This window comes from Dickeya sp. ws52 (assembly GCF_007210685.1).
Taxonomy (GTDB): Bacteria; Pseudomonadota; Gammaproteobacteria; order Enterobacterales; family Enterobacteriaceae; genus Dickeya; species Dickeya chrysanthemi.
Window position 1 is genome coordinate 319,163 of record NZ_SZVX01000001.1, and the last position, 19,408, is coordinate 338,570.

A 19,408-nucleotide genomic window follows, 5' to 3' on the forward strand; every position below is an offset into this window, starting at 1 on the left:
TACACCTAGAGGATTCGATGGCCAAAGAAGACAATATTGAAATGCAAGGCACCGTGCTGGATACGCTGCCCAACACCATGTTCCGCGTTGAGCTGGAAAACGGGCACGTGGTTACCGCTCATATCTCCGGTAAAATGCGTAAAAACTATATCCGCATCCTGACGGGTGACAAAGTGACTGTGGAACTGACCCCGTACGACCTGAGCAAAGGCCGCATTGTCTTCCGTAGCCGTTAACTCCCGCTTTATCGCCTGAGGCGATATGCCGGGATGTTTACCTTTCAGCCCTTGCCTCTCTGGCGAGGGCGTTTGCATTATAAGGCTATAAGTTACTTACCCGCCTATTAATTCAAACGACCTGGTATGGTTGAGCGTGCAGGCACCATCCCCGATGTTTATGCTATCGCGGCGATGATGTCGTAAAGATATCAAGACAATGTTGTAAAAAAGGGCATCTGACGATGCCCTTTGTGTTTTGATCGGGTAGGACGATTACGGTTAACAACGATTCACTCAGTGAACTGCGCCTTCAGCTTTGGTTTTCTGCGCGCTCAGAAAACGGTAGGTCAGCTGCTGAGCGGGTGCATCCAACTCCACCTTCACCGAGCCCCCATCCACCAGCGAGCCGAACAGCAGTTCATTCGCCAACGGTTTCTTGAGGTTCTCCTGAATGACGCGAGCCATCGGCCGTGCGCCCATCGCCTTATCGTATCCTTTTTCCGCCAGCCAGTTACGCGCTTCTTCGCTGACTTCCAGCGATACGCCTTTGGCATCCAGTTGCGCCTGCAGTTCGACAATAAACTTGTCCACCACCTGCTGAATCACTTCCGCCGACAGATGATTGAACCAGATGATGCCGTCCAGACGGTTGCGGAATTCCGGCGTGAAAACCTTTTTGATCTCTTCCATCGCATCGCTACTGTTGTCCTGCTGGATGAGACCAATCGACTTACGCTGAGTTTCCCGCACGCCGGCGTTGGTCGTCATCACCACGATAACATTGCGGAAATCCGCTTTGCGGCCGTTGTTATCGGTGAGCGTACCGTTGTCCATCACCTGTAAAAGCAGGTTGAACACATCCGGGTGCGCTTTTTCGATTTCATCAAGCAACAGCACCGAATGCGGATGTTTGATCACCGCGTCGGTAAGCAAACCGCCCTGATCGTAGCCCACATAACCCGGAGGCGCACCAATCAAACGGCTGACCGTGTGACGCTCCATGTATTCAGACATATCAAAACGCAGCAATTCGATATCCAGCGCTTTCGCCAGTTGCACCGTGACTTCTGTTTTACCCACCCCGGTAGGTCCGGCAAACAGGAACGACCCGACCGGCTTACGCTCATGGCCCAATCCGGCACGGCTCATCTTGATGGCCTCGGTCAACGCCTCGATCGCTTTATCCTGCCCGAACACCAGCATTTTCAGGCGATCACCCAGATTACGCAGCACATCACGATCGCTGGCGGAAACGGTTTTCTCCGGAATGCGGGCAATACGGGCGACCACCGATTCAATATCCGCCACATTGACGGTTTTCTTGCGTTTACTAGCGGGCAACAGGCGGCAACGCGCCCCGGCTTCGTCGATAACGTCGATGGCTTTGTCCGGCAGATGGCGATCATTAATGTATTTCACCGCCAGTTCCACCGCCGCGCGAATCGCCTTAGCGGTATACCGCACATCGTGGTGCGCTTCGTATTTCGGCTTCAGACCGTTAATGATCTGTACCGTTTCTTCCACACTCGGCTCGGTAATATCGATTTTCTGGAAGCGACGCGCCAGCGCACGATCTTTTTCGAAGATATTGCTGAATTCCTGATAGGTAGTGGAACCGACGACGCGAATCTTACCGCTGGACAACAGCGGTTTGATCAGGTTGGCGGCGTCAACCTGACCGCCAGATGCGGCTCCCGCACCGATAATCGTGTGAATTTCGTCGATAAACAGAATACTGCTCTGGTCTTGCTCCAGTTGCTTCAGCAGTGATTTAAAGCGTTTTTCGAAATCGCCGCGGTATTTGGTGCCCGCCAGCAACGAACCGATATCCAGCGAGTAGATAGTGCAGCCAGCCATCACCTCCGGCACGTCGCCCTGCACGATACGCCAGGCCAGCCCTTCGGCAATGGCGGTTTTCCCCACGCCGGATTCACCAACCAACAACGGGTTATTTTTACGGCGGCGGCATAGCACCTGAATGGTACGCTCCAGTTCGCTGTCGCGGCCAATCAACGGGTCGATGCCTCCCACCCGGGCAAGCTGGTTGAGATTAGTGGTGAAGTTTTCCATACGCTCCTCCCCGCCAGCCTGTTCTTCATTAACCGGATTTTCCGGATTTGCAGCCGGGCCGGACTCTTCTTTGCGCGTACCATGGGAAATAAAATTCACCACATCCAACCGGCTGACGTCGTGTTTACGCAGCAGATAGGCCGCCTGAGACTCCTGCTCGCTGAAGATGGCGACCAGGACGTTAGCGCCGGACACCTCGCTACGCCCCGACGACTGCACGTGGAACACGGCACGTTGCAACACGCGCTGGAAACTCAGCGTCGGCTGAGTATCACGTTCTTCGTCATTTTGCGGCAGTGTGGGTGTGGTCTGTTCGATAAAGGTTTCCAGTTCCTGACGCAGAACTGCCAAATCGACCGTACAAGCTTCTAATGCCTCGCGTGCGGAGGGGTTGCTGAGCAGCGCCAGCAACAGATGCTCCACGGTCATAAACTCATGCCGGTGCTCACGCGCTCTGGCGAAAGCCATGTTGAGACTGAGTTCCAGTTCTTGATTGAGCATAGGCACCTCCCCCAATAAATTGCCCTATTCAGGCTTTTTCCAGCGTACAGAGCAACGGATGCTCGTTCTCCCTGGCATAGCGGTTCACCTGCTCCACCTTGGTTTCCGCCACTTCGGCGCTATATACGCCGCAGATGGCTTTACCTTGATAGTGAACCGTAAGCATCAGTTGCGTTGCACGTTCAATATCATAAGAAAAGAACTTTTGCAGAACGTCAATAACAAATTCCATCGGCGTGTAATCGTCATTGTTAAGTATCACTTTATACATCGATGGCGGCTGCAAAGCTTCAGTATAATGCTCTTTGGTCAGGTCGTCGGTCTGTGGCCCGGTGCTATGATTTCCCATCTTCTACCCAAAATCAGTTCTGCTACTTAATCCGCTGGCTGTTATCACAGCAGCATGTCTGATTTTCATTGTATCACCGACCTATCAAAATCGCTCAGACCTCGAAAATGCGCCTTCCTGATATTAACGGCAATAAAACCTGACGATAGCGTTATCTATATCAAATTTTCACAAACCTGCTGCAACCTGTCCGATCCGAGCGCTTGACGGCAAGTGCGATTTCACTAGAGTGTAGGGTTGAATTGATGCTGTTTTAATCAATTCGGTTTGCCTTAACCCAATAACCTCACCTTAGAGAACACTCTAGCGAAGGATGAAGATGCATGGAGACAGGTACTGTTAAATGGTTCAATAACGCCAAAGGCTTTGGCTTTATTTGTCCCGAGAGCGGTGGTGAAGATATTTTCGCCCACTATTCAACCATTCAGATGGACGGCTACAGGACGCTGAAAGCAGGTCAGGTGGTGCAATTTACCGTGCACCAGGGGCCTAAAGGGAATCACGCCAGTCTGATCGTACCGGTCGCCGGTGAAACGGTCGCCTGAATACTCACCTTACGCTTTCCGGTCTTTCTCCTTTATTCCTGTAACCAGGTCAAAACGAGTCCAATATCGGCCGCCGTCGGGCGGCCGGTATTCTTAATCCGCTCTTCCGCGCGCCAGCCACAATACCCGTGAAAACATACTGCGAATCAGCGGCGGGATAGCCGACTCCCCCAGCGATGCGGCCTCCAGCGCCACCTCAATCGCCAGATCCGGCTTAGAGCTGCGATGGATAGCCTTGGTAATGATTTTAGCGGCCGATAGCGGCACCGGCTCCGGTAATTGCGCAATACGATGGTAAACCTGACTAAATCCATTGCGGTACATGAAGTGTTCCATGTCCAGCGCCGGCAGCATCGTCAAATGGTCGCGCTCGGATTCGCCCTGTGATTGCAACAAGCTACGGACCGTCGCCGCGTATTTTTTCCCGGCGTCATCGCCATCGACCAGGACATGCCATTCAATCCCCATGCGATAGGCAAATTTCAGCAAAGGCTTCAACCCGGCCTGAGCAAACTCGATAACCCTCACCCCTTCCGCCTCAAAATGATGCCCGCACTGACGCGCCAGCTCACTGAGCATCCAGACTTCGGTTTCGCCTTCCACCAGCAGCCAACAGCGTGCAAACAAAGACGCCGGGCGATTGAAACGAATGTGGAAAGTGATGCGGCGGCTGTCTTCCTGCGTCATTCCCTGACGACCAATACGGTAAGTCGCCACCTTCGCCGATTCACGTACCAGACGGCACACCTGCTCGACCGGCACCAGCGATAGCAATTCACCCGAGTTGGTGGTGGTTATCTTCTGCAACGGCAATTGCGTCAACAGCCCCCACGCCACCGACAGCATGATCGGATGCAACCGGGTTTCCGGGTCTTCAATCAGCAGCAATGGCCGTGCATGAGGGTCAAGCACCGCCGAACCTTTAGCCTGCAACAGGGTGGAAAACAGCTCCAGCAGAATAATGCGGCGACTGCGGTTGTGGGAGCCGGAAATCATGCGGTTGATGTTATCCAGCGAGCGCCACGCCCGGCCATTGCCGGCACGCGCATGGCGATGATGGCGCTTGTCGTTCGGATCCGCACTCTGCTCGGAGAAATAGTGCTCGACCAGTTGGCGCATCGCCACCAGACCTTGCCGCAGTTCCTGATTAGTCAGCCGGTTAGGATTCTGCGCCAATTCGCGCACCAGCGCCTCAAACTGGCGCGATAGCCGTTCATTATCATCGATTTGCGGCATGAGTGTGCCGGTGCGAAAACGGCGAATAAAACGCGCATCGCGCAGCCGCAGCACCGGATGTAATCGCACTACCTCGCTGGCCAGCCAGTCGATATTCTCCAGCGGCAACGCCTGACCATTGGCATCCAGAAAGCTGCGCCAGGTAAAAATCGCCTGGCTTTCATCCATTTCGCCTTCCAGACGATAAAAAATGCGGTGCAAGCGCCCTTCACCCTTGATCCATACCGGCGATAACGAACGATAACGGGGGGCCAAATGATGCCCGGGCTCTGATTCGCAAAAGGTAAAGATCACCTGCAGGTGGCGTTCACGGCTGGCTTCATCACCCGGTGTAAAATGAAAATCTTGCAGATCAAAATGATAGAGGGGCGGCGACGGCGTCAGTAACAGAGAAAGCGCATCCAACAGGCTGGACTTGCCCCAGGCGTTCTCACCGATCAGCACGGTATTGTCATCCAGCGTCAGCGACAGTCGGTTAATGCCACGGAATCCAACAATCTCGACTCTTTCCAGATACATCCGTGCCTCCTGTTCTGTACTTTCCTGATGAGCATGACGATAAAAGCACGGCAGGGTCAAGCCTTATACCTCGGATCTGACTCGCAACGCATAAAATGGCCCTCAGGCGCGAGTGATTATCATCCACAAGTAAAATTGCGCTAAATCAACTTCGGCTTAAATTGCATATAAAAAACCTTTTTAGCGGTCTGCAACCGTTCTATTCTCATAACAGGCATTATAAATGCAACTTTAAAAGGAAGCCATCATGTATTGTGTGCAATGTGAACAGACCATCCGAACCCCGGCCAGCAACGGCTGCGCCTATGCGCAAGGCATGTGCGGTAAAACCGCCGAAACCTCTGACCTGCAAGACCTGCTGGTTGCTGTTCTCCAGGGATTGTCGGCCTGGGCGTTGCAGGCACGCGCGCTGGGCATCATCGACCACGAGATCGATAGTTTCGCTCCGCGCGCCTTCTTCTCTACCCTGACCAACGTGAACTTTGATTCACCACGTATCATCGGTTATGCCCGCGAGGCGATTAACCTGCGTGAAAGCCTGGCTACCCGCTGCCGCTTGCTGGACGCCAGCGTCGCCGTCGATCACCCGATGGCAGAACTGCAACTGGCGGGCGACGACATCCCGACACTGTTGCAACAGTCTGCCGAGTTTGCACTGAATAAGGATAAAGCCGCGATTGGCGACGATCTCCACGGGCTGCGTATGCTGTGCCTGTATGGTCTGAAAGGCGCTGCCGCCTACATGGAACACGCCCACGTACTGGGGCAGCACGATGACGCCATATACGCCGATTACCATGCACTGATGGCCTGGCTTGGCACCTCGCCTACCGATGTTGATACATTGCTTGGCAATGCGATGGCCATCGGCAAAATGAACTTCAACGTGATGGCGATTCTGGATCAGGGTGAAACCTCCGCCTACGGCCATCCGCAACCCACCCAGGTGAATGTGCGCCCGGTTGCCGGCAAAGCGATCCTGATCTCCGGCCACGACCTGAAAGACCTGCGTATGCTGCTGGAACAAACCGAAGGTACCGGCATCAATATTTATACTCACGGCGAAATGCTGCCGGCGCACGGTTACCCGGAATTGAAGCGATTCTCCCATCTGGTCGGCAATTACGGCAGCGGCTGGCAGAACCAGCAAACCGAATTCGCCAAATTCCCCGGCCCGATCCTGATGACGTCCAACTGCATCATCGATCCTAACGTAGGCCAGTATACCGACCGCATCTGGACCCGCAGCATCGTTGGCTGGCCGGGCGCACAGCACCTGGAAGGCGACGACTTCAGCGCCGTCATCGCACAGGCGCAGCAACTGCCGGGCTTCCCGTACAGTGAGATTGAGCATCTGATTACCGTCGGTTTTGGTCGCCAGACGTTGCTGAATGCCGCAGATACCGTGATTGATCTGGTCGCCAACAAGAAGCTGCGCCACGTCTTTCTGGTCGGCGGTTGCGACGGCAGCCGCACTGAACGCAGTTACTACACGGATTTCGCCCGCAGCGTGCCGCAGGATTGCCTGATCATGACGCTGGCGTGCGGTAAATACCGCTTCAATAAGCTGGACTTCGGCACGCTGGAAGGCTTGCCGCGTCTGCTGGACGTCGGCCAGTGCAACGATGCTTACTCCGCCATCATGCTGGCGGTTAATCTGGCGGAAAAACTGGGCTGCGGCGTCAACGATCTGCCGCTGAGTCTGGTGCTGTCATGGTTTGAACAGAAAGCTATCGTCATCCTGCTGACGCTGCTGGCGCTGGGCGTAAAAAATATCTACACCGGCCCTACCGCACCAGGGTTCCTGACGCCGTCGCTGCTGGCCATTCTGAACGAGAAGTTCGGTATGCGCTCCATCACCACCGTAGAGCAGGACCTGAAAGACATCCTCTCCGCCTGACCTTTTTGTTGACCTTCGCCTTCCGCTGCAACACGGCGGAAGGCTGTTATGGAGACAGCCCATGACCATGCCTACTCCGCAGTGCCCCAACCGTATGCAGGTGCACTCCCTTCATCAGGAAACGCCGGATGTGTGGACGATTTCCCTGATTAGCCATGATTTTTATCCCTGGCAACCGGGCCAGTACGCACTGGTCAGCATCGCCAACAGCAGTGAAACGCTGCGTGCTTATACGTTGTCCTCCTCACCGGGGCTTAGCCCGTTCATCACCTTCACCGTAAGGCGACTGGAAAACGGCACCGGCTCGCGCTGGCTGACTGAACAGGTAAAACCGGGCGACTATCTGTGGATCTCCGATGCGCAAGGCGAATTTACCTGTACCCACGCCGTCAGCGACCGTTATTTAATGCTGGCCGCAGGCTGTGGCGTAACGCCGATTATGTCGATGACGCGCTGGTTGCTGGCCAACCGCCCGCACACCGATATTCAGGTGATTTTCAACGTCCGCGACCCGCAACACGTGATTTTTGCTTCACAATGGCAAGCGCTCAGCCAGCGTTACCCACAGCAGTTGAAACTGACGCTGATGGCGGAACAGCAGGCTGAAGCCGGTTTTCTCAGCGGGCGGCTGACCGAGTCGGTGCTGTTGCAGCAAGTACCGGATATCGCCAGCCGTACTATGATGACATGTGGCCCGCAGCCTTATATGAAGCAGGTGGAAACATTTTGCATACAGGCCGGCGTGCCGCGCGATCGTATTTTCAAAGAGCAGTTCGGTGCTACGGATGCCGACGTGGACGATGACGGCGAACAACTCACCATGACGATTCGTCATTCATTGCAACAGTTGAAAGTCCCGGTCGGCATCAGCCTGTTGGCGGCGCTGGAAAACCATCAATTACCGGTCAACGCGGCCTGTCGCGCCGGCGTGTGCGGTAGTTGCAAGACCCGTATTATCAGCGGCAACTACACCACCACCAGCACCATGACATTGACGGCCGAAGAGATTGAAAACGGCTATGTGTTGGCCTGCAGTTGCCAGCTACAAGGCGACGTCGAACTGGCCTGACGCGCCACCTCTCCTTGCCATACGGCAATACATCACGCCTCTGGATCGACCCCGCATTTTCGTTAAGAAAGCGTTAAGGCGGGGTTTTTCCCCTTTCAGCTTCCAGTTATATTAAATACCGTCACGCTTATGGCGGGGCATAATCTACGCTGTGTCATAGGTATTACTGCTAAGCTGAATGCAGCTATTACCAGGTTTACTGTATTGTCAGGCTTAATGTATTGCGGGCGTGAACATCGACAGGGACACCGCTGCAGTATCAATCGCGCTGTTGTGGCAGGAGCAAAAACACATGATGACCGTCAAACCCGCCCCGATTCTCATCCTTGGCGCCAGTGGTTATATTGGCCGGCATCTCCTGACACGTTTAAGCCGTCAAGGGCAATCGGTCATTGCCGCGTCACGTCATATCGATTCGTTGGCGGCGCTGAATCTTCCCGGCGTACGCTGTGAATATGTGGACCTGATGAAGCCGTATACGCTGCCGGAAGGGCTATGGCAGGCGGATACGCTGTACTATCTGGCGCACAGCATGGGCGATGGCGCCGATTTTCTAGAGCGGGAATACCAATCGGCGCAAAACCTGCGCCAGGTGCTACGCACCAGTCGGATTCGCCAGATTATTTATTTAGGCTCAGCGCAATCCGAACACCGGCCGTCCGTTCATATGCAGGCACGTAAACTGACCGGCGACATTCTGCGCAGTAGCAATATTCCCGTCACCGAACTGCGCGCCGGCATCATCGTCGGCCCAGGCTCCGCCGCGTTCGAAATTATGCGCGACATGGTGAACAATTTGCCGGTATTGACGCCGCCGCGCTGGGTACGCTCAAAATCCGCGCCTATCGCACTGGAAAACCTGCTTACGTATTTGACGGAGCTGAGGCACCACCCCGCAGCCCGACATCGGATTTTTGACGCCGCCGGGCCGGAATACCTCAGTTATCAAACCTTGTTCGAACGCTTTATCCGCATTACGGGTAAACGTCGCCTGCTGATACCGGTTCCCGTACCGACCGGATTGGTATCAGCCTGGTTTCTGAATTTGGTTACCTCGGTCTCCAGTTCCACCGCTCGAGCGCTGGTACAAGGGTTACGACATGATCTACCGATGGACGATAGCGAGCTGCGTCGCCTGATTCCACAACAACTGATGGGATTTGACGACGCGGTACGGGCAACGCTGGATGATGAAAAAGCCGCCGCACAACACCCAGATTGGGGATATGACCCGGAAGTCCAGGCACGCTGGCGCCCTAACTACGCGTTCTATCCTAAACAAGCCGGTTACAGCCACAAGACCGACGCCAGCAGTCAGGCGCTGTGGCAGGTAGTGCAGAATATCGGTGGGCAGGAAGGCTATTTCTACGCCAATATACTGTGGGCAATCCGGGCCAAAATAGATGACTTATGCGGTAATCAGGTGATTTACCAACGCCCAAATCGGGCTACGTTGCTCGAAGGCGATCTCGTCCACGGCTGGAAAGTCATCCGCGTGAAGCCCCTTAAGCAACTGGTACTGTTGTTTGGTATGAAAGCCCCTGGACTGGGGCGACTCGCATTCTCGATTGACGACCGAGGAACCTACCGCGTACTGGATGTTCGCGCCTGGTGGCATCCGGCAGGTTGCAATGGGTTGGGTTATTGGTTCCTGATGATGCCGGCGCATCTGTTCATATTTCGCGGCATGGCGCGCCGTATCGCCGCGCTGGCACAGGAAGCGGAAAGTTTGGATATCCATCGCCTTCCCGATAACGACTAGCCCCCTCTGCGCGATGCCGCCTGTGTGGCCGAATAAATCGAACGGCCGTTTTTCAGGCTCATCGCGCTCACCATCATGCTGATGCCTGATGATGGGGAATCATGTCGCTCCTTTGCAGGACCCGCCGTATTTTTCCAGCAATGCGTCGGCAATCGCTTCAGTTTCGGCGTCGGCGTCGCCGTCATAACGCTGTTGCCGGAAGTGCATTTGGAATGCCGCCACGACGCGCTGCTGCTGATCCTCGCTCATGCCTGGGTTGACCTCATAGCCATAACACGCCAGTTTCTTCAGCAACGCGCCTCTGTCTGCCGGTGTATATGTCTGTTTATCTCCCAGATAGAAGCGGACGCGTTGTGCATCCGGCCAGGCACCAATTCCCGCCAGCGCCAGTTGACGCCAGGGAAACAACGGCCCCGGGTCGACCTTGCGTTGGGGAGCGATATCGCTATGCCCCACGACATTCTGCGGCGCAATATGATGGCGGGCAATGATGTCGCGGGCAAGGCGGGTTACCAACGTAATCTGTTGCGGCGTATAGGGGTGCCACCAGTAAGTGCCCAACGCGGTCTGACGCCAGCCGGGGTTTTCCTGCTCGATACCGACAGATGTCGCGTTCAACTGGCTGTAACCTCGCCAGTAGCTGCCGCCGGCGTGCCAGGCCGCTTGCGACTCCGGCACCAGTTTCCACGCGACGGGCTTGCCATTGACCTGCCGCGGATACGCCGGCACCAAATAATGCGCACTGACATGGCCGGTGGTAAGCGTTTCCAACGAAGTGCTCAGGTTTTCAGCCGTGTAGTGAAATACCAGAAAACGAACCCGTTCCCCCCGGCTGATAGCCGGAGACGACAGATCCAGTTGGTAATCCCCCTCATCAACATAACGTTCACGCGTCTGGCAGCCCGCCAGCAGCGTCAGCACAACCAAGGCCACGCTCCGCCACGCCGGCCCGATAACCGGGCGATTCATAAGCGGCGGACCACCACCGCTGTGCCGCTGACGGACACCATCAACATGCTGCCGTCTTTGCCTACCGTTTCATAATCAATATCGATACCGACGACGGCGTTCGCCCCCAGTTCCTGAGCCTGCTGCTGCATTTCGCGAAACGCTATCTGTCGTGCATTGCGTAGCTCCTTCTCATACGCACCGGAACGGCCGCCGACGATATCGCGAATGCCGGCAAAGAAATCCCGAAAGATATTGGCGCCGAGGATAGCTTCTCCCGTCACCACGCCACAGTAAGTTTCAATGACGTGTCCTTCCAGCGTTGGTGTAGTAGATAACTGCATCATGCCTCCTCACATCAGATGTTCGATGACCAGCCTAATGGCACCTTCTCACAGCTTTCTTACACTTTTATAGCAATTTCCGCCATAAACAGACCATTTTACAACACAGCGGTCATCAATCGCCTGTTTCAGCAACGTATCCGGCTATAACTGAGTAAAGTTATGGATGAAGATTGTTTGCCGCCGCGCGGCTATCGCCTTGGCAAATCCACCCGTCATCGCAGCAAAGCGAGATTTTGTGCTAAAATATCAACAATAAGTCATGTATTCGCAAATTTTAACCCGTGACGATTGCATAACTATTCTGCCGAGGCTACCATTTGCGGCATCAATGTCTATTCAATTCTTGCGCATGAGTATTCAACTAAACAGCATTAACTGTTTCTATGGCGCACACCAGGCGCTGTTCGATGTCACCCTTGATTGTCCATCCGGCGAAACGCTGGTTTTGCTCGGCCCCAGCGGCGCGGGTAAAAGTTCCTTACTGCGGGTGCTGAACCTGCTGGAAACGCCTCGCTCCGGCACGCTGAGCATCGGCGGCAATACCTTTGATTTCAGCCAGACGCCCGGCGAAAATGCCATTCGTGAACTGCGTCGCAATGTCGGCATGGTGTTCCAGCAGTATAATTTGTGGCCGCATCTCACCGTACAGCAGAATCTGGTCGAAGCGCCCTGCCGCGTGCTGGGGCTCGGTCGTCAGGATGCGCAGGCTCGTGCGGAAAAACTGTTGAGCCGCCTGCGTCTGAGCGACTTCGCCGACCGCTATCCGTTACACCTCTCCGGCGGCCAACAGCAGCGTGTTGCCATCGCCCGCGCGCTGATGATGGAGCCGCAGGTGTTATTATTCGACGAACCCACCGCCGCTCTCGACCCGGAAATCACCGCTCAGGTGGTTAGCATTATTAAGGAATTGAGCGAAACCGGCATCACTCAGGTGATCGTCACCCATGAAGTGGATTTCGCACGCAAGACCGCCAGCCGCGTGGTGTACATGGAAAACGGCCGTATTGTGGAACAAGGCGACGCCTCACACTTTTCCCAGCCACAGACACCGGAGTTCGCTGGCTATTTATCTCACTGATAGATAAGGATAATAATATGAAAAAACTGTTCATTGCCGCCCTGTTCGGCAGCGTAAGCTTTTCCGCCGGTGCAGCCGAAACGATTCGTTTTGCTACCGAAGCGTCCTACCCTCCGTTTGAATCGGTAGACGCCAACAACCAGATCGTCGGCTTTGATATCGATCTCGCCAACGCGCTGTGCAAACAGATTCAGGCCACCTGTACGTTCAGCAACCAGGCTTTCGATAGCCTGATCCCCGGCCTGAAATTCCGCCGTTACGACGCCGTGATCGCCGGTATGGACATCACGCCGGAGCGCCAGCAACAGGTGTCTTTTTCCCAGCCGTACTATGAAAACTCGGCGCTGTTTATTGCTCAGAAAGACAAACTGACTGATGTCGCTGCGCTGAAAGGCAAGCGCGTCGGGGTACAAAACGGCACCACGCACCAGAAATTCCTGTTGGATAAACACCAAGACATCACCGTCGTGCCGTACGACAGTTACCAAAATGCCGTGCTGGACCTGAAAAATGGTCGCCTGGACGCCGTCTTCGGCGATACTGCCGTAGTCAACGATTGGCTGAAACAGAACCCGAATCTGGCATCCGTAGGGAACAAGGTTACCGATAAAGACTACTTCGGCATCGGTCTGGGTATTGCGGTTCGCCAGAACAATGATGAGCTGGTGAAAAAATTCAACGATGCGCTGAACAACATCAAGCAGGATGGCACCTATCAGACCATCTACAAGAAATGGTTCCAGCAGTAATTCGATAAAAATCAATGACTGAATTTCAACCTCTTGCAAGCGCCGCCGGGATGACCGTCGGCCTTGCCGTTTGCGCTCTGCTGCTGGGGCTACTACTGGCTATGCTGTTTGCCCTGTGGGAAACCGCACGCTGGAAAATCCTCAGCGCCTGCGGCACCGCGGTAGTCACCCTGCTGCGCGGTTTGCCGGAAATTCTGGTAGTGCTGTTTATCTATTTCGGCTCCTCCCAGTTACTGCTGATACTGTCCGACGGTTTCACGCTCAATCTTGGTCTGGCGCAAATACCGGTGAAACTGGCTATCGATAACTTTGAAGTCAGCCCGTTTTTGTGTGGCGTTATTGCCTTGTCCCTGCTGTATGCCGCTTATGCATCGCAAACGCTGCGTGGGGCGCTGAAAGCCGTGCCACAAGGACAATGGGAATCCGGTCAGGCGCTGGGTATGAGCAAAGGCGTGATTTTCCGCCGTCTGATCATGCCGCAAATGTGGCGTCATGCCCTGCCGGGGCTCGGCAACCAGTGGCTGGTGCTGCTGAAAGACACCGCGTTGGTTTCGCTGATCAGCGTCAATGACTTGATGCTGCAAACCAAAAGCATCGCCACCCGCACTCAGGAGCCGTTCACCTGGTACATGATTGCCGCGGCGATCTATCTGGTGATTACGTTGTTAAGTCAGGCGATCCTGAAAAGGATTGAAACGCGCGCCACACGCTTTGAACGGAGGCCGTCCTGATGTTGGCTTATATTCCCGAACTGCTCAAAGGGTTACACACCAGCCTGTTGCTGACACTGGCCGCCCTGTTGCTGGCATTACTGTTGTCGCTGCTGTTGACGGTGATCCTGACGCTAAAAACACCGGTGCTGTCGGTGCTGGCCAAAGGCTACATCACATTATTTACCGGCACCCCGCTGCTGGTGCAGATTTTCCTGATTTATTACGGCCCCGGTCAGTTCGAATCGATTCGCCGCATTGACTGGTTGTGGAATTTGCTATCGCAACCGTGGTTGTGCGCAGTCAGTGCGCTGGCGCTCAATAGCGCAGCCTACACCACGCAGCTGTTTTATGGTGCGGTGCGAGCCATTCCGTCAGGGCAATGGCAATCCTGCGCAGCGCTGGGGATGAGTCAACGCCAGACGCTGCGTATCCTGCTGCCGTTTGCGTTTAAACGTGCGCTCTCTTCGTACTCCAACGAGGTGGTGCTGGTGTTCAAAGGCACCTCGCTGGCTTACACCATTACCCTGATGGAAGTGATGGGTTACGGTCAGCTATTGTACGGCCGAACCTACGATGTATTGGTGTTTGGTGCGGCCGGCATCGTCTACCTGTGCGTCAATGGCCTGCTGACGCTGTTGATGCGCCTGGTCGAGCGCCGCGCACTGCGGTTTGAACAACGTAACACCTGAATCATCAGCAAATATGACTTACGCACTGATTACGCCGGCTTTTATGTCGGCGTTTTTTATGCATAAAAACCCATCCAACCTCATGTGAACCACCCATTAAAATCTGTTTTATTCTTAACCCATTACCGTACTTCACCTTTATCAAAACTATCCGAACACAACTTAATTTGAATTTATAATCATATTATTTGCATATAAATACATTTGATGGCATGGTGTCGTTATCCTTTTCAACGACAATCACGTTGATAAACATAAGTTAAGCTGGAGTACCTGATGAAAAAACTGATTCTTGCCGCACTGCTGGCCGGCACCGCTTTTAGCAGCATGAGCTTTAACGCAATGGCGGCAGAAACCATCCGCTTCGCCGCGTCGGCCACCTATCCGCCATTTGAATCGTTGGATGCCGGCAACCAGATCGTCGGGTTTGATATCGATCTTGCCAATGCGCTATGCAAGCAATTACAGGTGACCTGTAGCTTCACCAATCAGGCATTTGACAGCCTGATTCCGGCATTGAAATTCCGCCGTTATGACGCGGTGATTTCCGGTATGGACATCACGCCGGAACGCAGCAAACAAGTAGCGTTTACCCAACCGTACTACGCTAATTCAGCGATCGTCATCGCTCAGAAAGGCAAGTTTCACTCGCTGGCAGACCTGAAAGGTAAACGCATCGGCATGGAAAACGGCACGACTCACCAGAAATTCCTGCAGGAAAAACACCCGGAAGTGACAACCGTCCCGTACGACAGTTACCAGAATGCATTGATCGACCTGAAGAACGGTCGTCTTGACGGCGTATTCGGCGACACCGCCGTGGTCAACGAGTGGCTGAAAGCCAACCCAGACCTGGCAACCGTCGGCGAGAAAGTCACCGACCCGGCCTATTTCGGCATCGGTTTGGGGATTGCCGTTCGCCCGGATAATCAGGCACTGCTGGAAAAACTGAACAGCGCGCTGAACGCCATTAAAGCGAATGGCACCTACAAAGCCATCAACGACAAGTGGTTCCCGCAGCAGTAAATATTCCCTTACGCTGCCGGTTGCCGCCGGTAGCGTACTCGCCCGCCAATCATTTTCGCCTGTCCTGCATTTTGTTTTTACCAACGCCTCTGAGAGAAACCACGTTCGCCGACATGACGTTAAACACACCGTTGCAGTAGCGTTAGCACCTCGTAATGCGCGGTATGCGGGAACATATCGAATAACTGTACCTGCCGTATCTGATACGCCGGCAGCCGTGTGATGTCTTTCGCCATACTTTCGGCGTTGCAGCTGGAGTAAAGAAGATACGGCGGCGCCATGTGGCTCAGGTAATCGCACAATTCAGCGCCGATACCGCGCCGGGGCGGATTGACGATCACCAGATCCGGCGTCTGTGCTTCACCGACGGCAAAGCGGGTGGAATCAAGCGCGGCAAAACTGACGTTCGTCAGCCCCAGTTGTGCCGCCGAACGTCGAGCACAGGCAATGGCTTCAGGGCTAATCTCAATGCCGGTGAGCGGTGTATCGGCTCCGGCACAATGCAGGCCGAATCCGCCCACGCCACAGAACAGATCCCACAAACTGCGTACCGGCAACACCGACACCCACTGCCGGGCGGTATCATACAAGGCAGCCGCCACCTGCGGGTTGGTCTGGAAGAAGCTTTGCGGCCGAATATACAGCGGCACCTGATTAAAGCGCTCTTCCAACGCCTGTGCTTCCGTCAGCGGCATCTCCAGTTCCCCTTCCAATATCGCCTGATGAACAGGTTGAATATTGGCCGATATCACCGTCAACTGCGGCAACTGCTGTTGTAGCCACGGCAACGCGGCACGCAGTTGCGCCAGCTTGGCGTCGGAGCGCAGCACAAAACGCAGCATGAAGTGGCCGCTCAAGGTGCTTTGCGTTAACAGCAGGTATTTCAGTTCACCTCGGCGTCGGGCGACGTTATAGGGCGTCAGTCCGGCGCGGGCGATAAACGTTTTCAATACACGAAACACCGGCGCAAAACTGTCGGGATAGAGCGGGCAATCGCAAAGATCAACCGGCGAACCGTCACGATGCAACATTCCCAGCAACGGGCGTTCGACACTGCCGCTGACCACCATCTTGGCTTTATTGCGAAAAGCGTTTTCCGCCGAGGTTACCGGCGTCAGCCAGCGTTGAACCGGATGAGCGGCCAGCAACCCGAGCAGATGTTGCTGCTTATTGGTTACCTGCTGCGGGTAGGCGGTTTCCAGCCATTGACAGGAACGGCACGAACCGTCGTTATAGCGGGCACATTGCATGGAAAATCTGAAATCTGTCGTTAACATCAAGGGGGGCTGATTGTATCACCCCCGTGCGAGAAAGTTAGGGATGGCGCGTAAAAAAACGCTGGCTGCGCCGGGGGGAAAACAACAGCAAAATCAGCAAAAAATCCGGCAGCCGCTGCATCAGCAAATGATGCAGAATCTCACTCATGCCGTCGCCGCTGACATGAAAGATCGGCGGCAAAAACTCCACCAGCGACGCCGTCAGCATATACATCGTCACCAGACACTGGATCAGCAGGAAACACCAGCGCCCCCAGTTCAGCCCGCTGAGCACCGCAAATCCACAGCGGATTTCGAGGCAAACCACCAGCAACGCCGCCAGCAGCACCAGCGTGCTATCCCACTGTTTGGCGCTACTACTGAGCCAGCCGCCAAAACCACTCAGCCCCAACTCACTGATAGTCAGGACGATACCCAGACACCGGGTAGCGATAATCGCTGAGCCCGCCACCATAATGGAGACAGGGGCGAACATGCCCCGCCGCAGCGGTTCCCGTTTACTGTACAGTATGATTGCGTTCCCCCTGATATTACCGCGCCACCAGAAAGTATGGCGGCGCGGCGGGAATTGGCAAGTTCAGGGCGAAAACGCGGCTATCGTCAGCCGCGCCTTGCTTTTTGCAAATCGCGTTGACGCTGCTTTTCCGCCCTGGCCATAAACCACCAGGCAATCAAACCGATAATGCCTACCACCAACAATATCAGAGAGGCCAGCGCGTTAATCTGCGGGTTAACGCCCATTCTTACGCTGGAGAAAACCAGCATCGGCAAGGTGGTCGCACCGGGACCAGAGACGAAGCTGGCAATCACCAGGTCATCCAGCGACAGGGTAAAGGCCAGCAGCCAGCCGGAAACCAGCGCCGGAGCTATCATCGGCACGGTGATAATGAAGAACACCTTCAGCGGCGTCGCCCCCAGATCCATCGCCGCCTCTTCAATCGAATGATCCAGTTCGCGCAGGCGAGCGCTGACGACCACGGTGACATACGCCGAACAGAAGGTGACGTGCGCCAGCCAGATGGTCAACATGCCGCGTTCCGCCGGCCAGCCGATAGCCTGCGCCAGCGATACAAACAGCAGCAGCAGCGACAACCCGGTAATCACATCCGGCATGACCAGCGGCGCGGTCAGCATAAAAGCAAAACCATTGGAACCGCGGAAATTGCCGAAGCGCACCATCACGACCGCCGCCAGCGTTCCCAGCACCACCGCCATAGTGGCTGAGGCCGCCGCGATAGTCAGGCTGAGCAAGACCGCACTGATCATCGCCGAATCCTCGAACAGCGCGCTGTACCACTGGGTAGACCAGCCGGCCCACACCGTCACCAACCGCGAACTGTTGAAGGAGTAAATCACCAGCATCAGCATCGGCGCATACAGGAAACTGTATCCCAGCACCAGAATCAGCGTCCGCCACGGCGAACGCACGACCGGTAAATTGTTCATGCCTGATCCTCCGCGGCTTTATTCTGATGTTTATGGAACCAGATGATCGGGACTATCAGCAGGAACAGCATCACCATCGCCACCGCCGACGCTACCGGCCAGTCACGGTTATTGAAGAATTCCTGCCACAGAATGCGACCGATCATGATGCTGTCCGGCCCACCCAACAGTTCAGGAATCACGTATTCACCCACGGTAGGAATAAACACCAGCATCGACCCGGCGATAATGCCGCCTTTGGTCAGCGGCACAATCACGCTGAAGAAGGTTCTCACCGGACGGGCGCCCAAATCCAACGAGGCTTCAACCAGCGAATAATCAAGGCGGGTCAGCGCGGTATAAATCGGCAATACCATAAACGGCAGGTAGGAGTAGACCACGCCGATATACACCGCCAGATTGGTGTGCAGAATCACCAACGGTTGATCGATAACCCCCAGCCAAATCAGGAAATTATTCAGGATACCGTTGTCTTTCAGGATACCCATCCAGGCATACACGCGGATCAGGAACGAGGTCCATGACGGCAGGATCACCAGCAGCAACAGAATATTGCGGGTGGACGGCTTGCTATGCGCTACCGCCCAGGCCATCGGATATCCCACCACCAGACAGCACAGGGTGGAAATCGCCGCCACTTTCAGCGACTGCAGGTAAGCGTCGATGTACAACGGGTCGGACAACAGTTGCAGATAATTGCCGATATTCAGGCTGATTTGCAGCCGATTCTCCGCCCATTCAAGCAAATCGGTATAAGGCGGCACGGTGCGCGCCATTTCCGCAAAGCTTATCTTGAATACGATCAGGAACGGCAGCATAAACAGGCACAGCAACCACAGATAAGGCAGCGCGATCACCAGTTTGCGGCCATGCGCCAGGCGCAACCGCGCCAGTGTAGCGCGCAACGGGCTCATCGACTGACCCGGCGGTTCATGTTGTTCAGATAACATCGCCATTGCGTCTTCC

General features: G+C 55.0%; 19 protein-coding genes. 10 read left to right on the forward strand and 9 right to left on the reverse strand.

What is annotated here, in order from left to right; translation table 11 throughout:
• The first annotated feature begins 17 nt into the window (after positions 1-17).
• Entirely contained in the window at positions 18-236 is a 219-nt protein-coding gene (gene infA / locus FDP13_RS01425) for a translation initiation factor IF-1 (protein ID WP_002211347.1), read from the forward strand.
• 276 nt (positions 237-512) lie between these two features.
• Here infA and clpA read toward each other — a convergent pair whose 3' ends face one another.
• Together clpA and clpS are read right to left on the reverse strand one after the other, a co-directional pair.
• Entirely contained in the window at positions 513-2,789 is a 2,277-nt protein-coding gene (gene clpA / locus FDP13_RS01430; RefSeq protein ID WP_033575619.1) for an ATP-dependent Clp protease ATP-binding subunit ClpA, read from the reverse strand.
• 28 nt (positions 2,790-2,817) lie between these two features.
• Positions 2,818-3,138: an ATP-dependent Clp protease adapter ClpS gene (gene clpS / locus FDP13_RS01435; RefSeq protein ID WP_012770071.1), complete on the reverse strand. Its 321-nt coding sequence runs from the start codon at positions 3,136-3,138 to the stop codon at positions 2,818-2,820.
• A gap of 323 nt (positions 3,139-3,461) precedes the next feature.
• Between clpS and cspD the strand changes: the two genes are divergently transcribed.
• Complete coding sequence (gene cspD / locus FDP13_RS01440; RefSeq protein WP_012770072.1) at positions 3,462-3,683, forward strand: cold shock-like protein CspD; 222 nt, start codon at positions 3,462-3,464, stop codon at positions 3,681-3,683.
• 93 nt (positions 3,684-3,776) lie between these two features.
• On the opposite strand, the gene FDP13_RS01445 is transcribed toward cspD, so the two are convergent.
• Entirely contained in the window at positions 3,777-5,438 is a 1,662-nt protein-coding gene (locus tag FDP13_RS01445; protein WP_012770073.1) for an ATP-dependent endonuclease, read from the reverse strand.
• A 247-nt stretch (positions 5,439-5,685) separates the two neighbouring features.
• On the opposite strand from FDP13_RS01445, the gene hcp reads away from it, so the two are divergent.
• From hcp to FDP13_RS01460, 3 genes are all read left to right on the forward strand, one after another.
• Complete coding sequence (gene hcp / locus FDP13_RS01450) at positions 5,686-7,338, forward strand: hydroxylamine reductase (protein WP_012770074.1); 1,653 nt, start codon at positions 5,686-5,688, stop codon at positions 7,336-7,338.
• A gap of 61 nt (positions 7,339-7,399) precedes the next feature.
• Complete coding sequence (gene hcr / locus FDP13_RS01455; protein ID WP_012770075.1) at positions 7,400-8,407, forward strand: NADH oxidoreductase; 1,008 nt, start codon at positions 7,400-7,402, stop codon at positions 8,405-8,407.
• Positions 8,408-8,699: 292 nt separating this feature from the next.
• Entirely contained in the window at positions 8,700-10,169 is a 1,470-nt protein-coding gene (locus FDP13_RS01460; protein WP_143838312.1) for a DUF2867 domain-containing protein, read from the forward strand.
• Between the two features lie 99 nt (positions 10,170-10,268).
• Here the strand turns inward: FDP13_RS01460 and FDP13_RS01465 are convergent, their stop codons facing one another.
• Complete coding sequence (locus FDP13_RS01465) at positions 10,269-11,138, reverse strand: N-acetylmuramoyl-L-alanine amidase (protein ID WP_143838314.1); 870 nt, start codon at positions 11,136-11,138, stop codon at positions 10,269-10,271.
• Positions 11,135-11,461 (reverse strand): heavy metal-binding domain-containing protein, encoded by a 327-nt coding sequence (locus FDP13_RS01470; protein WP_012770078.1) that lies wholly within the window; start codon positions 11,459-11,461, stop codon positions 11,135-11,137. The genes FDP13_RS01465 and FDP13_RS01470 overlap by 4 nt, the downstream gene beginning before the upstream one ends.
• 352 nt (positions 11,462-11,813) lie before the next feature.
• On the opposite strand from FDP13_RS01470, the gene artP reads away from it, so the two are divergent.
• The 5 genes from artP (at position 11,814) to artJ (FDP13_RS01495) (ending at position 15,719) form a co-directional block, all read left to right on the forward strand.
• Entirely contained in the window at positions 11,814-12,542 is a 729-nt protein-coding gene (artP, locus tag FDP13_RS01475; protein ID WP_193745577.1) for an arginine ABC transporter ATP-binding protein ArtP, read from the forward strand.
• 17 nt (positions 12,543-12,559) lie between these two features.
• Positions 12,560-13,291 (forward strand): arginine ABC transporter substrate-binding protein, encoded by a 732-nt coding sequence (artJ, locus tag FDP13_RS01480; protein ID WP_012770080.1) that lies wholly within the window; start codon positions 12,560-12,562, stop codon positions 13,289-13,291.
• Between the two features lie 14 nt (positions 13,292-13,305).
• Positions 13,306-14,022, forward strand: a complete 717-nt coding sequence (gene artQ, locus FDP13_RS01485; RefSeq protein ID WP_143838316.1) for an arginine ABC transporter permease ArtQ — start codon at positions 13,306-13,308, stop codon at positions 14,020-14,022.
• A complete protein-coding gene (gene artM / locus FDP13_RS01490; protein ID WP_143838318.1) occupies positions 14,022-14,693 on the forward strand; it encodes an arginine ABC transporter permease ArtM in 672 nt (223 codons plus the stop codon). The genes artQ and artM overlap by 1 nt, the downstream gene beginning before the upstream one ends.
• Positions 14,694-14,969: 276 nt before the next feature.
• Complete coding sequence (artJ, locus tag FDP13_RS01495; RefSeq protein ID WP_143838320.1) at positions 14,970-15,719, forward strand: arginine ABC transporter substrate-binding protein; 750 nt, start codon at positions 14,970-14,972, stop codon at positions 15,717-15,719.
• A 119-nt stretch (positions 15,720-15,838) separates the two neighbouring features.
• Here artJ (FDP13_RS01495) and rlmC read toward each other — a convergent pair whose 3' ends face one another.
• The 4 genes from rlmC to potH form a co-directional block, all read right to left on the reverse strand.
• On the reverse strand, positions 15,839-16,969 hold the full coding sequence (gene rlmC / locus FDP13_RS01500) for a 23S rRNA (uracil(747)-C(5))-methyltransferase RlmC (RefSeq protein ID WP_143838391.1): 1,131 nt from the start codon (positions 16,967-16,969) through the stop codon (positions 15,839-15,841).
• Between the two features lie 64 nt (positions 16,970-17,033).
• Positions 17,034-17,471: a YbjO family protein gene (locus tag FDP13_RS01505; RefSeq protein ID WP_143838322.1), complete on the reverse strand. Its 438-nt coding sequence runs from the start codon at positions 17,469-17,471 to the stop codon at positions 17,034-17,036.
• 125 nt (positions 17,472-17,596) lie between these two features.
• A complete protein-coding gene (potI, locus tag FDP13_RS01510) occupies positions 17,597-18,442 on the reverse strand; it encodes a putrescine ABC transporter permease PotI (RefSeq protein WP_012770086.1) in 846 nt (281 codons plus the stop codon).
• Complete coding sequence (gene potH, locus FDP13_RS01515) at positions 18,439-19,398, reverse strand: putrescine ABC transporter permease PotH (RefSeq protein ID WP_033575611.1); 960 nt, start codon at positions 19,396-19,398, stop codon at positions 18,439-18,441. The genes potI and potH overlap by 4 nt, the downstream gene beginning before the upstream one ends.
• Between the last annotated feature and the right edge of the window lie 10 nt (positions 19,399-19,408).